This window comes from uncultured Caulobacter sp. (genome assembly GCF_947036865.1).
GTDB lineage: Bacteria > Pseudomonadota > Alphaproteobacteria > Caulobacterales > Caulobacteraceae > Caulobacter.
Window position 1 is genome coordinate 78812 of the sequence record NZ_CAMQSF010000011.1, and the last position, 14150, is coordinate 92961.

Below are 14150 nucleotides of genomic sequence, written 5' to 3' on the forward strand. Positions count from 1 at the left end.
GAAGCGGCGTTCAAGGGGCCGCCTGAAAAAACTTCCCCGCCGGCGCGCTTGGCTTGCCCTCGCCTTATGGTAAGGAGCGCGCTGACGATTGAGGGCCTGCGCCCGAAGCGAGCGCCAGTCCATGTCCGACCCGTCCGATCCCACCGACGACCTCCCGGCCCCCAAGCCGCGCAAGCCTCGCAAGCCCCGCGCCAAGGCGACCCCGCCGGCGAGTTCGTCCGAGCCCACCGATACCGCCGACGCCGCGCCCGCCGCGCCGCCGAAGCCTCGCCGTCCGCGCAAGCCCCGCGCGCCCAAGCCGCCGACCGAGGTCGTGGCCGAAACGACGGCCGAGCCCCAGCCCACCGTTGAGCCCGAGCTCCCGCCGGACGTCCCCGAGGCGCCCCTCGAACCGTCCGTCGCGCCCGAACCCGAGATCCCGCCCGAGGACGCCGCGCCCGCCGAGGCCGAGACCGCTCTGCCCGAGGCCGTCGAGGCGGTTCCCGAGGCCGCGCTCAGCCCGGCCGAGCCCGCGCCGACGCGCAAGCCGCCGATCTGGAAGCGTCCGGCCTGGCTGATCGGCGCGGCCGCCGCCGTCGCGCTGGTCGTGGTGCTGATCGCGTCTCTGTTCTGGTCGCTGCCGCTGAGCCGGGCGCTGGAGCCGCTGAACAATTCGGCCATCGTGCTGGTCGCCAAGGACGGCTCGCCGATCGCCCGCCGGGGCTCGTACAAGGAAGCGCCGATCGACGTCGCCAAGCTGCCGGCCTATGTGCCCGGCGCCTTCGTGGCCATCGAGGACCGCCGCTTCTACAGCCACATGGGCGTCGACCCCAAGGCCATCGCCCGCGCGCTCGGCAAGAACGCCCAGGCCGGCGGCGTGTCGGAAGGCGGCTCGACCATCACGCAGCAGTTGGCCAAGAACGCCTTCCTGTCCAGCGACCGCAACCTGCGCCGCAAGGCGCAGGAGGCGCTGATCGCCCTGTATCTGGAAGCGCGCCTCTCCAAGAACGAGATCCTGTCGCGCTACCTGTCGTCGGTCTATTTCGGCGACGGGGCCTTCGGCCTGCGGGCCGCCGCGCGGCACTATTTCGGCAAGCAGCCCGAGCAGCTCTCCGTCGGCGAGGCCGCCATGCTGGCCGGCCTGGTCAAGGCCCCCTCGCGCCTCGCTCCCACCAGCAATCTCGAGGGCGCCCGCGAGCGGATGCGCGTGGTGCTGGCCGCCATGGTCGAGACCAAGACCATCACCCAGGCCCAGGCCGACGCGGTTGGCGAGGTCTCGCCGGTCGAGAGCCAGGACAAGCTGCCGACCGGCTCCTACTTCGCCGACTGGGCCCTGCCCCAGGCCCGCGCCACGATCGGCGCGCGCTATGGCGAGACCATCGTCAAGACGACGCTGGATCCCGTGATGCAGGAAAAGGCCGAGCGGATCCTCAACGACTTCATCGAGCGCGACGGCAAGGCGCTGCACATCACCCAGGGCGCGCTGGTGGCGATGCGCAAGGACGGCCGGGTGGTGGCCATGGTCGGCGGCCGCGACTATGGCGCCAGCCAGTTCAACCGCGCCGACGGCGCGCGCCAGCCGGGCTCGTCGTTCAAGCTGTTCGTCTATCTGGCGGCCCTGCAATCGGGTATGACCACCACCAGCCCGATCCTCGACACGCCGGTGCAGGTCAGCGGCTACACGCCCAAGAACCACGAGGGCAAGTATCGCGACCGCGAGATCCCGCTGATCAGCGCCTTCGCCGCCTCGTCCAACGTCGCCGCCGTGCGCCTGGCCCACGATCTGGGTCCGGCCAAGGTCATCAAGGTCGCGCGCGAGCTGGGCGTCACCGAGAAGATCCCCACCGACCTGACCATGGCGCTGGGCACCGGCTCGATGAGCCTGACGCGCCTGACCGCCGCCTACGCGTCGATCGCGGCCGGAGAGTATCCGATCGTCGCCCACGCGCTGGAGACGGCCCCCAAGCCGAAGACCACCGCCTATGACCCGAAGGTCCTGGCCGGCATGCGCGACCTCTTGCGCTCGGCCACCCATCGCGGCACCGGGCTGGAGGCCGCCATCGACGGCGCCTATGGCAAGACCGGCACCACCCAGGATTACCACGACGCGCTGTTCGTCGGTTATGTCGACGACCTGGTGGTCGGGGTCTGGGTCGGCAATGACGACAACAGCTCGATGAACGGCGTGGTCGGCGGCGGCGAGCCCGCCAAGATCTGGAAGGCCTTCATGCTGTCCGCCTTGAACCGCCCGGTCGCGCCGGCGGTGCAGGAAGACCCGCTGGCCGATCTGGGCCTGCCGCTGGAGGGCGAGATCGGCCCCGACGGCCTGCCGGTCACGCCGCTGACGGTCCCGGCGGCACCGGCGGCTCCGAACAGCGGCGTCCCGCAGCCGCAGCCGCCGCCCGCGCCGCCGCCGCCGGAGCCGCGTCCCTAGGGCGTCTAGGAAATCGCGAGCAGCCGGCGGCTGATCACCGACCACCGGCCGGCGGACTTCCGGAGAAGATGGAGGTAGGCGCTGGTTCCGACCGGCTGGCGATAGGTCCAGACTTGAACCAGCGCCTCGGCCCCGCTTCGCGCGACGACCGGCATCGCGATCGCCACGCGCACTTGCTTGGCGTCCGAGGCCGGGTCGACGGAGACGCCCTTGGCCTTGATGTAGGCTTGAACATTGACACAAGTCGTCGCGGTCGACGCCTCGCCGCGCTCCCATTGATCAAGCACTTCGACAGACGGAGGCGGCCCGCTCCATCCTCCCTGTCGCAGTTCTCTGGCTCGCTTCCAAGCTGGGCCGCGAAAGCGAGGCTCGGGAGTACCGCTGATCGACGTTTGCGTCGCACTGGAGGTCAGGATGTCTTCAACGACCCGTTCAGCGGCGGCGCAGGCGGGAGATGGCGGACGATCAGCGTGTCCAGGCGCGGCCGCCGCGAGGAGTAACAACAGCACCTCGACCTCCTTCAGGGCGCCATCCGGGAGACCAACTCGCCCGCGTTCAAGGAAGAAGGCCTAGGCGGCCATTGGCCCAGTAGACGTTCAGCCAAGTCCTCCGGTCCGCGGGCGAGCGCGGAACGCCGTTGATGCGGATCAACTCATAGCCGCCGTCCTGACAGAGGAACTCCAGACCGGTCATCGCGGAGAACCGTTCTAGGAACCTGTTCCACGCCTCGAGTTGGGCGGGCGGGGCCGGTCCAGCGCTCCCGCTATAGAACACGACTTTCACGGCCCCCTCTTGGGCCTTCACCTTGATCGCGACAGGTTTGGCCGCGCAGACATACGAGCCCTCGACCGTCGCGGCGCTCGGCGGCGCGTATTCCACTAGGGGCGGCGCCGCCGGCTGTTGCGCCGCCGAAGCGAGGAGGGCCGCGCCCAGGGCATTGATGGCGGCCATCGCGCGATCTCACAAACTTGACGCGGCCGGAGAGACCACAGGACGTCCAGCCTCCTACACCAATCCGACGACGAGCGTGAGCCCCACTTCCTTAAGTTGACCCAAGTAACGCAGCGAGGCCGCGTGCAAGCCGGCGCCCCCTAGCGCCCCAGCACCAGCGGCAGCTGGCCGGCCTCGACCATCCGGCGGGTGACGCCGCCGAACAGCGCCTCGGTCATCCGGCCGCGGCCATAGGCGCCCATCACGCAATAGGCGGCGCGATCGAGCTCGGCCTGGCGGAGCAGATGGACGTCCGGCGTCTCCTTGCCCGCCTCCAGCAGATGGACCTTGGCGTGGATGTCGTGCCGCGACAGATAGACGGCCGCCTCCTGCGCCGACGCCCCGCCGGACGGCTCGCCGACCGCGACGAGGTGGACGCTCCGGGCCAGCTTCAGCAGAGGAACGCTGGCGCGCAGGGTCGCGGCGGCCGGCTCGGAGCCGTCCCACGCCACCAGCGCCACGCCCGAGACGTTGAAACCCACGGCGTCATCGGGAACCGCCACCAGCGGACAGCGCGCCTCTCCGGCCAGATCGCTGATCAGGTTGGGCCGGTCCATCTCCAGCAGGCCGTCGCGCTTGCAGTTGACGACGATCAGATCGGCCAGGCGCGCTTCGCTGGCCAGGCACAGGGCCATGTCGCCGATGCTGTCGGTCCAGTCGAAACTGACGTCCTCATGGGCCAGGCGCGTCTGGAGCTTGGCGCGGTTGTCGATCTCGACCTTGCGGTCCTCGGCCAGCACCAGGCCCGACATCGCGCCGTCGAAATCGCCCGGAAAGATGGACAGCGGCGTGACGTCGACGCAGCGGATGTGGCCGTCGAGGCCCCGCGCCAGATCCAGCGCCGCCTGCAGGCGGGCCTCCTGGCCCCGGTCGTCATGCACCAGCAGTAGAATGGTCTTCATGGCTGCCTCCTCGCGCGGAAGGCGGGCGCTCGGCGCGTCCAGCCTCCAAGCCAAGGCGACTGTGCGCCCGAAGGCCGGCCGGCGCATCCGCAGGATCCCTTAGAGGCGTCCACCTAGGCGGGAGCCCTCCTCGTTCGCCGCCCGGACGGAGGCCTTTCAAGAATTGTCATTTGATAAACGCCCGCTCGACTGGATAGGGTCTCGCCCGGCAAGCTTGTGGTACGCCCCCGGCCTCCACCGGTGATCGCTCCTGGACCCCATCTCGGGCCCCGAGGTCGGACGAACGGGCGAGCCGCCGCGCGCGCGCTGGGTAGTGCTTCATGATCCGGAGGCTGGGGGGGCGGCGCACGGGCGTCGACTTCGGTCGTGAAGAACGGACCAGGCGGGCCTGGTTCCTGGCCGCGCCCCGGCGGCGGAGTCTTTTCGAGCCTTCAGGAGAACTATCATGAAAACGGTCATGTTCGCCCTCGCGGCGCTGTGTCTCGCGCCGGCCGCCGCCTCGGCCGCCACGTCGCCCAAGGACCTCTGCCCCAACGGCCAGCTGGTCACCATCCGGTTCAGCGAGATCAAGCCGACCGGCACCAAGGCCGGCTTCGCCAAGGCCGCCGCCGACAACCAGGCCTGGTACGTCTCGCACGGCCTGACCCAGAACCATCAGAACGCCGGCGTCGTGCTGCAACGCAACGACAAGGGCGAGTGGACCGAGTCGCCGAACGCCGTGGTGACCGTCCACACCAACCCGCCCGGCTCGACCGCGCCCGCGCCGGACGACGCCTGGAAGGCCTTCGTCGCCGAGTACGACGCCAACAGCACCATGAAGAGCCAGACGATGGTCTGCTTCAGCCAGCCGCTCCGCTAAGACAGCGGACGCAAGCGCCAACACGGAGAGAGCCGAGCCGTCTCTCCGCGTTGGCGCCGCTACTTCGGCAGGGTCAGGCGGTAGACCAGCACCAGGTTGTCGTTGTCGCCGGTCCCGGTCGGCCCCGTCAGCGACGCGTCGAAGTCCTGGCCGTTCACCCGCCCCTTGGCGGTGGCGAAGTCATTGTCCGAACCTACCAGCAGGAAGACGTCGCCCGTCCCGTCGAGGGTCGGGGCCAGGGCCAGGGCCTCGAGCTTCTCGGGCAGGCTGGTCGGGGTCGAGGGCGACACCGACAGGTTCATGCCGACCTTGGCCAGCTGGGCAGGGTTCAGGATGTTGACGAACTCGGCCTCGGCCGCCGGCTTGATGTCCGGGTTCAGCACGCCGTCCTTGGCGATCGGCGTGACGCTCTGCTCGTACGGCGTGCCGGCGAGGTTGGTCGCGTCCGCCAGATCGACCAGCAGGACGGACTTGTAGACTGGCGGGTTCGGCGCGCCCTTGCCCCGGCCATTGCCGTCCCGCGCCAGCACCAGCAGGCGATGCTGGTCCAGCGCCAGGGCCTCGGACTGAGCGGCGGTGGCGTCGGCGGCCCGGCCGTCGCCGGCCTCGCGCACGGTCGGCAGTCGCAGCACGTAGTGGCCGATCGGCGCCTTGGGCAGCTGGGTCTTCTCGATGTCGTAGACCAGCACCCGGGTATGGTCGCGCGTGGCGTGGCCGGCGGCGCTGTCCTGCACGGTCGCGCTCTGCAGCACCGCGATCAGGCGCTTGCCGTCGGGACTGATGGTCAGCCCCTCCAGGCCCTGGTTGTTGCGGCGCCCGGTGGTCGGCGGCTTTTCCGCGCCGAAGTCGAGGACGCCCTTGCGCATCGGCAGGATCGCCGGGACCGTCTCGATGACGCCCAACAGCGTGCCGGTCCTGTCGAACAGATAGATCCCGGCCGCGTACTCGTCGGACACGTAGAAGCGCCCGTCCGGCAGATAGGCGATCGCCTCGCTGTCCAGGCTGATCCGTCCCGCGCCCTGCCCGCTGGCCGGCGAGGGATAGCGCGCCCCGCCACGGGTGATGACGTTCGAGCCCGGGTCCGCGCCGGTCATCGGCTTCCCGGTCTGATCCCGAAGGAAGAAGCCGCCGGTCGGCGTCAGGGTCAGACCCTTGCCCGGAACCAGCCGGATCGCGTGCTCGTGGACGCGATTGGCGTAGTCGGTCGCGCCCTTGAACGGCCCGACATTGTTCGGGCCGCGATCCGGCAGGGTCCGCAGGACCCCGGCGTACGAGCCGTCGGCGTTCCGCGTCCAGCCCGACAGCGCCATGCTGGAGAACGAGCCCAGCGTCTCGTCGTTGAAGTCGCGCGTCGCCGCCGGCAGCCAGCCCGCCGCGACCAGGCCGTGATTGACATAGGTCTTGCCGCCGAACGTCACCGCGATATCGCCGACCCGCGTGTCCCAGTGCGGGGTCAGGTAGCTGGACGACTGGGCCAGCGCGGGGGCGGCGATCAAAGCCGCCAGGCCGGCGAAGGCTCCAGCGAGGCGACGGCGGGGCATTTAAGCGCTCCTTCAGCGTGACGGGGCCCTGGTAGGAAGCCCTCGCGTTACTTTTGTGACACCCGCCCTTCCGCGAACCGTTCTCGACGTCGGCAAACCGTCATCAACCTCTGGGATAGGTGCGCGAAGAGCGGCGCCGGAATCGCCGGCGCGGAGGAACCGGGACGTCGCGGCCTCCGTTGTCGGCGCTCGGATCGCCGCTTTCGACGTCAGAACCCCGCGCGCCGCGCGGCGTTGGCGCGCCAAGCGGCGCCGCGCGAAGTCGGGTGTTCGTCGGCGGCCTTGGCCCTTGTAGCAGGCGCTGCAACCGCTTCTAAGCTTGGGCATTACACCACGCGCGCGGCCATCACCGCCGCGCCTTCGCACGTCGCACTCAGCGCGGAGGCGCACCCCATGAGCGATCCGTATATCGAAAGCCTCCGGCCGCACGAGCGGCCGATGTTCCCCGGCTCGCCGGCCACGCCGGACTTCTCGCGGCGCATTCGATTCGCCTATGGCTGCGTCGGGGTGCTGCTGGCCTTCACCAGCGCCATGGGCACGGCCCTGATCACGGTCAACCTGCCCAGCATCCAGGGCACGCTGGGGCTGGACCCGGCCCAGGCGTCGTGGCTCCCGACCGCCTATGTGATGACGACGGTCTCGATGAACCTGCTGCTGGTCAAGTTCCGCCAGCAGTACGGGCTGCGCCTGTTCGTCCAGCTGGGCCTTGGGACCTATCTCGCCGCCGTCGTCGCCCACCTGCTGATCAACGACTTCGCCTCGGCGCTGATCGTGCGCGCCGCCAGCGGCATCGCGGCCGCGCCGCTGTCGTCGCTGGGCGTCTTCTACCTGCTGCAGGCCTTTCCGGCCTCGCGGCGGCTGTCGGCCTTCGTGCTGGCGCTGGGCCTGCCGCTGGTCGCCACGCCGCTGGCGCGCTGCTTCTCGCCGGACCTGCTGCAGTTGGGGCAGTTCCGCACGCTGTACCTGATCGAGCTGGCCCTGGCCCTGGCGACCTTGGCGGCCGTCCTGGCCCTGCGCCTGCCGCCGTCCGAGCGCGTCAAGGTGTTCGAGTGGGGCGACTTCGTCACCTATCCGCTGGTCGCCGTCGGCCTGGCCCTGATCTGCGCCGTGCTGGGCCAGGGTCGTCTGGAGTGGTGGTTCGACGCGCCCTGGATCGGCGTCGCCCTGGCCGTGGCGGTCGTGCTGATCATCGCGGCCCTGGCCTTCGAGTGGCACAGGCCCAACCCGCTGATCGACCTGACCTGGGCCTTCTCGCCCGACTTCATGGGCTTCATGCTGATCGCCGTCCTGACCCGCGTGATCCTGTCGGAGCAGAGCGTCGGCGCCGCCGGCCTCCTGGCCACGGTCGGCATGGGCCAGGAGCAGACGCGCGGCCTCTATCTGGTCGTCATGCTGGCCACCTTGGCGGGCACGATCGTCGGCTCCCTGACCATCAGCCAGAAGACGGTGATGATCCAGATCATGATCGCCGTGGTCATGGTCGCGATCGCCGCCTTCCTCGACAGCCACGCCAACGCCCTGACCCGGCCCGCCCAACTCTATGTCAGCCAGTCGATCCTGGGCTTCGCCTCGGCCCTGCTGATCGCCCCCACCCTGCTGATCGGCTTCGTCCAGGTGCTGCAGCGCGGCTGGCGCTCGTTCCCCACCCTGGTCGTCTCGTTCGGCGTCGCCCAGAACCTCGGCGCGCTGTTCGCCATCGCCCTGCTGCAGACCTTCCAGTACGACCGCACGCGCTTTCACTACGCCCACCTGATCGGCCAACTCGACGCCGGGATCCCGCTGGTCGCCGAGCGGCTGCGGGCCGGTCCCGCCGCCCTGGTCGGCCAGGTCACGCGCGAGGCCAACGTGCTGGCCTATAACGACGTCTTCCTCGTCATCCTCGTCATCGCCGTGCTGACCCTGGTCAACACGGCCGTCTTCACGCTCCGCGCCATCGCCAAGATGAAAGCCGCCCAAAGGGCCGTTCAATGACCGACGCCGCCGCTCCCTCCGCCGCCCCCGACGCCGCCGACGCCCCGCGCCGCCCGCCGCGCGTCAGTCCCAGGACCCTGGCCATCGCCGTCACCGCGGCCGTCGCCGCCGTGCTGGTGATCCTGTTCGTCTGGCGACTGCCGCCGTTCGCCACCACCCTGCAAGTGACCGAGAACGCCTATGTGCGCGGCCAGGTCACGGTCATGGCGCCCCAGGTCAGCGGCTATGTCGTCGAGGTCGCGGTGCAGGACTTCGACCACGTCCGCCAGGGACAGCTGCTGGCCCGGATCGACGAGCGCATCTATCGCCAGCGGGTCGAGCAGGCCCGCGCCACCCTGGCGGCGCGCGAGGCCGACCTTTCCAACCTCGACCAGGCCGAGCGCGCCCGCACCGCCGCCGTCGCCGGCCGGGAGGCCGAGCAGGCCTCGGCCCAGGCCCAGGCCCAGCGCGCCCGCGCCGACCTCGCCCGCATCGAGGACCTGGCCCGCGACGGCTCGGTGTCCCTGCGCGAGCGCGACCAGGCCGTCGCCACCCTGCGCCAGACCGAGGCCGCCGTCCGCCAGAGCGCCGCCGGCGGCGAGATCGCCCGCCAGGACGTCCGCTCTGTCGCCGTGTCGCGCGAGGGCCTGAAGGCCGCCGCCGAGGCCGCGCGCGCCGCCCTGCGCCTGGCGCAGATCGATCTCGATAACACCGCCATCCGCGCGCCGCGCGACGGTCAGCTGGGCGAGGTGTCGGTGCGCCTGGGCCAGTATGTCACGGCCGGCACGCAGCTGATGGCGCTGGTCCCCGCCCGCCTGTGGGTGACGGCCAACTACAAGGAAGGCCAGACCGCGCGCATGGCCGTCGGCCAGCCGGTCACCTTCACCGTCGACGCCCTGGGCAAGCGCCAGCTGCGCGGGGTGGTCGAGGACCTGGCGCCCGCCACCGGCTCGGAGTTCTCGGTGCTGCGGCCGGAAAACGCCACCGGCAACTTCGTCAAGGTCGCCCAGCGCATCCCGGTCAAGATCGCCATCAGCCCGAACCAGCCGCTGGCCGCGCGCCTGCGGCCCGGCATGTCGGTGGTGACCAAGGTCGACACGCGAGGCGGCCGCTGATGCGCCGCCTCCTCGTCCTGGCGCTGGTTGGCGCGAGCCTGTCGGCCTGCGCCGCCGTCCCGTCCTCCGACCACCCCGCCGCGCCGGTCACGCCGCCCGCCGCCTGGCGCACGAGCCCGAGCGCGCAAGGTCCGCTGGCCGCCGACTGGTGGACGCTGCTGGGCGATCCCCAACTGAACGCCCTGGTCGACAAGGCCCTGGCCCGCAACGCCGACTTGGCGGTCGCCGCCGCCCGGGTCGACGAGGCCCGCGCCCTCTCGCGCGCGGCGGCCTCGGCGCTGCTGCCCTCGGTCGATCTGGCGGGCGGGATCCAGGGGTCGCGCCAGCTGAACGCCTTCGGCCAGACCTACGACTCGACCGCCGAGCAGGTCGGCCTGCGCGTCGCCTACGAGGTCGATCTGTGGGGGCGGGTGCGCAGCCTCGACGCCGCCGGCCGCGCCAGCCTGCAAGGCGCCGCCGCCGCCCGCGACAGCGCCCGCCTGTCGATCGCCGCCACCGTGGCCCGGACCTATGTCAGCCTGCTGTCGCTGGACGCCCAGCTGAACGTGGCCCGCGAGACCATCGCCGCCCGCGAAGCCGGCCTGAAGGTGGCGACCCGCCGCGCCGAGGCCGGCTATGCGACGGAGCTGGAACACAACCAGGCCCAGGCCGAGCTGGCTGGCGTTCGCCGCCAGGTTCCGGCGCTGGAACTGGCCATCGCGCGCCTGGAGGCCTCGCTCAGCGCCCTCACCGGCGATCCGCCCGGCGCGATCGCGCGGGGCGCGGACCTCTTTGCCCTGCTGCCCTCCCCCATCCCGGTGGAGGCCCCGTCGAGCCTGCTGGCCCGCCGCCCCGACATCGCCCAGGCCCAGGACGCCCTGATCGCCGCCGACGCCAACCTTTCGGCGTCGCGCGCCCAGCTGCTGCCCCAGGTGCGCCTGACCGCCTCGGCGGACCGGGTCTTCACCGACGCCCTGCCCGATCCGTTCTCCCTCTGGAACGTCGCCGGCGGCCTGGCCCAGCCGCTGTTCAACGGCGGACGCCTGCGCGCCCAGGTCCAGGCCTCGGAGGCGCGCAGGGCCCAGGCCGCGTCCGCCTATCGCGGCGTCGTGCTGAACGCCTTCGCCGAGACCGAGACCGCCCTGCGCGCCGTCGCCGACCAGCAGCGGCAGGAGACCGAGATCGCCGCCCAGCGCGCGGCCCTGGCCGACGCCGCCCGCCGCGCCCGCGAACGCTACCGCGCCGGCTACGCCTCGTTCCTGGAACAGATCGACGCCGAGCGGGGCCTCTTGGCGGCCGACCAGGCGGCGATCCAGGCCAGGGAGGCGCGCGTCACCGCCGCCATCGACCTGGCCCGCGCTCTCGGCGGCGGCTGGACCGCGACGCCGTAAGGCGCGCGGGGCGGCTATTTCCTAACGCCCGCGCCTGTGGAACTAAGGCGCGCGAGGAGGACTCGCGCCGATCCGACGCGCGACGACTCTTGAACAAGGATCCCGCATGACCGCCTCCGACGATTTCCCGATCACCATCTTCCACAATCCCAAGTGCGGGACGTCGCGCAACGTCGTGGCGATGGTCGAGGCGGCGGGCTACGTCCCGACGGTGGTGGAATATCTGAAGGCGGGCTGGACGCGGGAACAGCTGCTGGATCTGTCGACCCGTTCGGGCCTCTCCCCGCGCCAGATGCTGCGGGAAAAGGGCACGCCGGCCGAAGAGCTTGGCCTGCTCGCCGAAGGGGTGACGGACGAGACGATCCTGGCGGCGATGGTCGAGCATCCGATCCTGGTCAACCGGCCGATCGTGGTCACGCCCAGGGGCGCCGCCCTGGCCCGTCCGTCGGAAAAGGTCCTCGACCTGCTGGAGCGCAAGCCCACGTCCTTCACCAAGGAAGACGGCGAGGTCGTCAAGCTCTAGCTTCGTCCGTCCACGGACTCTGCGTCTTAAAACTGTCTTGCAACCGTGACAAAAGCCCTGGCATTGCTCCGGCAGGTTTCCCCCACGCCATCCGGACCAGACAGGATTTGACGTGATGAACAAACTGCTCGGCGCCGTCGCCGCCATGGCCCTGCTCGCAGTCGCCGATCAGGCCCACGCGGCCCGCGATTATGTCTGGGCGGCCGGCTCCTCGACGGTGTTCCCGTTCTCGACCCGCGTCGCCGAAAACTTCTCGAAGAAGACCGGCAAGAAGTCGCCGAAGGTCGAGAGCCTGGGCACCGGCGGCGGCATCAAGATGTTCTGCGGCGGCGCGGGCGAAGGCTTCCCCGACATCGCCAACGCCTCGCGCCCGATGAAGAAGTCCGAGTTCCAGGCCTGCCAGAAGGCCGGGGTGCGCGACATCGTCGAGATCAAGATCGGCTTCGACGGCATCGTCGTGGCCGCCGACAAGAAGTCGCCGGACTACAACTTCAAGCTCGAGCAGCTCTATATGGGTCTCGCCGACCAGAGCGCGCGCGGCGACAAGACCCTCAAGAACCCCTACAAGCAGTGGAGCGACATCGGTCCGGGCCTGCCCAAGGCGCGCATCCTGGTCTACGGCCCGCCGCCGACCTCGGGCACCCGTGACGCCTTCGTCGAACTGGCCATGGAAGGCGGCGCCGCCAAGCTGCCGTTCCTGGCCAAGCTGAAGGCCAGCGACGAGAAGCGCTTCAAGGCCACCGTCTCGCCGATGCGCACCGACGGCGGCTGGGTGGACGCCGGCGAGAACGACAACGCCATCGTCGGCACGATCGAGAAGACCCCGAACGCCCTGGGCGTCTTCGGCTACTCGTTCCTCGAAGAGAACGCCTCGCGCATCAAGGGCGCGTCGATCAACGGCGTGAAGCCCTCGCCCCAGACGATCGCCACTGGCCAGTATCCGCTGTCGCGCTCGCTGTACATCTATGTGAAGAAGTCGCAGGTCGGCGTGACGCCGGGCCTGAAGGACTTCGTCGCCGAGTTCGTGTCCGACGCCGCCACCGGTCGCGGCGGCTATCTGCAAGGCCGCGGCCTGATCCCGCTGCCGCCGGCGGTCCACGCTCAGATGAAGCAGAAGGCCGCCGCCCTGCCCGCCATGCCGGCGCCGAAGGAATAAGAGGCTTCGAAAAGAAGCCAGTGTGGGGAGAAGGCGGTCGCTTCGGCGGCCGCCTTTTTCATTCGCCATTGGGCCGCCCATAGGGCCGTTCGGTCTCGGGGATCACGTCCCAGGCCGGGGCGTCGGGCGCGTATTCGTGGAAGTCCGGCGAAGGGCTAGGCTGCATATCGAGACAGTTGGCGGCGATCGCCGCGACGCGTCCGCTGTCCGGATCGCCCAGCGACGCGCCGCAGCGCTTGCAGAACACCCGGTTGAAGCTGAACGGCGGTTTGGGGCGATAGCGGACCAGCAGGTGACGACCGGCGACCCAGTGGAACGCCTCGGCCCGCACATAGGCATAGACGGTGGAGCCGACCTTGCGGCAACGCGAGCAGTGGCAGGCGCCCACCATCGCCGGCGGCTCGAACAGCTCGAACCGCACGCCGCCGCAGCAGCAGCTTCCCTTGATCGTCAACCGGCGTCTCCTTGAGGGCCTCGGCACCCTGCGCCCCGTCTGTCGCCAGCCTGGTGTCAGCAGCCGTTCGCCATGAATCCGCCGCGCTCGCGGATCATTGCCTCGCCGAAACGGGGAGCTTCACCATGGACATCGAGATTTCCGCCGAGGCTAAGAGCAAGTCGCTCAACCGGATGGTGGCCATCACCGTCGTCGTGCTGTCGGTGTTTCTGGGCATCATGAAGATCAAGGACGACAACCTCGTCCAGGCCATGCAGCAGGCCAAGGCCGACGCGGTCGACACCTGGGGCGAGTACCAGGCGACCAAGACCAAGCTCCACATCACCGAGGGCACGATCGACGAGATGACCCTGCTGCGCGGCATGGCGCGTCCGGCCGAGGCGAGCGTCTTTGGGGCGCGCCTGACGGCTCTGCGCGCCCAGGCCGACAAGTACCGCGCCGAGATCCCGGCCCTGGCGGACAAGGCCCGGGGCTTCGAAAAGCGCTACGACGACCTGAACTACCACGACGACCAGTTCGACATGTGCGACGCCCTGGTGTCGATCGCCGTCTCCACGGCGGCCGTCGCGGCCCTGACCGAGAGCGCCGCGGTGCTGTATGTCAGCTGGGCGTTCGGCGGGCTGGGGTTGCTGATGGGCCTGTCGGGATTCTTCGGCTGGATGATCCACCCCGACGCGATCAGCCGGCTGCTGAGCTGAAGCGAGCTTTCTGATTTGCTCAAAGAAATCCGTCTTCCTAGGCCTTGTGAGTAGGAAGGCAGAACCGTTGGACGTTCGCCCGGCGACCTACCGCGTCCGCGACGTCATGCCGGCGGCCGCCGCGTCGTCGGCGACCTGCGGGTCCAGCGGCGGGGCGGCGCCCGCCGGGCGGTCGGCCT

General features: G+C 70.3%; 13 protein-coding genes and 1 pseudogene. 8 read left to right on the forward strand and 6 right to left on the reverse strand.

What is annotated here, in order from left to right; genetic code table 11:
* Positions 1 to 121: 121 nt before the first annotated feature.
* Complete coding sequence (locus Q0V34_RS09030; RefSeq protein ID WP_297510813.1) at positions 122 to 2413, forward strand: transglycosylase domain-containing protein; 2292 nt, start codon at positions 122 to 124, stop codon at positions 2411 to 2413.
* A gap of 5 nt (positions 2414 to 2418) precedes the next feature.
* Here Q0V34_RS09030 and Q0V34_RS09035 read toward each other — a convergent pair whose 3' ends face one another.
* The 3 genes from Q0V34_RS09035 to Q0V34_RS09045 all read right to left on the reverse strand — a co-directional run bounded on the left by Q0V34_RS09035 (position 2419) and on the right by Q0V34_RS09045 (position 4305).
* Positions 2419 to 2922, reverse strand: coding sequence for a hypothetical protein (locus Q0V34_RS09035; protein WP_297510816.1), 504 nt, complete (start codon positions 2920 to 2922; stop codon positions 2419 to 2421).
* A gap of 46 nt (positions 2923 to 2968) precedes the next feature.
* A complete protein-coding gene (locus tag Q0V34_RS09040) occupies positions 2969 to 3364 on the reverse strand; it encodes a hypothetical protein (RefSeq protein ID WP_297510820.1) in 396 nt (131 codons plus the stop codon).
* 140 nt (positions 3365 to 3504) lie between these two features.
* Positions 3505 to 4305 (reverse strand): universal stress protein, encoded by an 801-nt coding sequence (locus Q0V34_RS09045; protein WP_297510822.1) that lies wholly within the window; start codon positions 4303 to 4305, stop codon positions 3505 to 3507.
* Between the two features lie 445 nt (positions 4306 to 4750).
* Here Q0V34_RS09045 and Q0V34_RS09050 point away from each other — a divergent pair, with 445 nt between their 5' ends.
* On the forward strand, positions 4751 to 5164 hold the full coding sequence (locus Q0V34_RS09050; protein ID WP_297510825.1) for a hypothetical protein: 414 nt from the start codon (positions 4751 to 4753) through the stop codon (positions 5162 to 5164).
* A 59-nt stretch (positions 5165 to 5223) separates the two neighbouring features.
* On the opposite strand, the gene Q0V34_RS09055 is transcribed toward Q0V34_RS09050, so the two are convergent.
* Entirely contained in the window at positions 5224 to 6705 is a 1482-nt protein-coding gene (locus Q0V34_RS09055) for an esterase-like activity of phytase family protein (protein ID WP_297510829.1), read from the reverse strand.
* Positions 6706 to 7098: 393 nt separating this feature from the next.
* On the opposite strand from Q0V34_RS09055, the gene Q0V34_RS09060 reads away from it, so the two are divergent.
* From Q0V34_RS09060 to Q0V34_RS09080, 5 genes are all read left to right on the forward strand, one after another.
* Complete coding sequence (locus Q0V34_RS09060; protein WP_297510832.1) at positions 7099 to 8676, forward strand: MFS transporter; 1578 nt, start codon at positions 7099 to 7101, stop codon at positions 8674 to 8676.
* On the forward strand, positions 8673 to 9770 hold the full coding sequence (locus Q0V34_RS09065) for an HlyD family secretion protein (RefSeq protein ID WP_297510835.1): 1098 nt from the start codon (positions 8673 to 8675) through the stop codon (positions 9768 to 9770). The genes Q0V34_RS09060 and Q0V34_RS09065 overlap by 4 nt, the downstream gene beginning before the upstream one ends.
* On the forward strand, positions 9770 to 11140 hold the full coding sequence (locus Q0V34_RS09070; RefSeq protein ID WP_297510838.1) for an efflux transporter outer membrane subunit: 1371 nt from the start codon (positions 9770 to 9772) through the stop codon (positions 11138 to 11140). Before Q0V34_RS09065 ends, Q0V34_RS09070 begins: the two co-directional genes overlap by 1 nt.
* A gap of 106 nt (positions 11141 to 11246) precedes the next feature.
* Positions 11247 to 11663: an arsenate reductase (glutaredoxin) gene (gene arsC / locus Q0V34_RS09075; protein WP_297510843.1), complete on the forward strand. Its 417-nt coding sequence runs from the start codon at positions 11247 to 11249 to the stop codon at positions 11661 to 11663.
* A 115-nt stretch (positions 11664 to 11778) separates the two neighbouring features.
* Positions 11779 to 12819: a substrate-binding domain-containing protein gene (locus tag Q0V34_RS09080; protein WP_297510847.1), complete on the forward strand. Its 1041-nt coding sequence runs from the start codon at positions 11779 to 11781 to the stop codon at positions 12817 to 12819.
* 58 nt (positions 12820 to 12877) lie between these two features.
* Here the strand turns inward: Q0V34_RS09080 and Q0V34_RS09085 are convergent, their stop codons facing one another.
* Positions 12878 to 13273 (reverse strand): GFA family protein, encoded by a 396-nt coding sequence (locus Q0V34_RS09085; RefSeq protein ID WP_297510850.1) that lies wholly within the window; start codon positions 13271 to 13273, stop codon positions 12878 to 12880.
* Positions 13274 to 13398: 125 nt separating this feature from the next.
* Between Q0V34_RS09085 and Q0V34_RS09090 the strand changes: the two genes are divergently transcribed.
* On the forward strand, positions 13399 to 13971 hold the full coding sequence (locus Q0V34_RS09090) for a DUF4337 domain-containing protein (protein WP_297510852.1): 573 nt from the start codon (positions 13399 to 13401) through the stop codon (positions 13969 to 13971).
* An 87-nt stretch (positions 13972 to 14058) separates the two neighbouring features.
* On the opposite strand, the pseudogene Q0V34_RS09095 reads toward Q0V34_RS09090, so the two are convergent.
* Positions 14059 to 14150: pseudogene (locus Q0V34_RS09095) on the reverse strand (hypothetical protein); the annotation flags it as partial.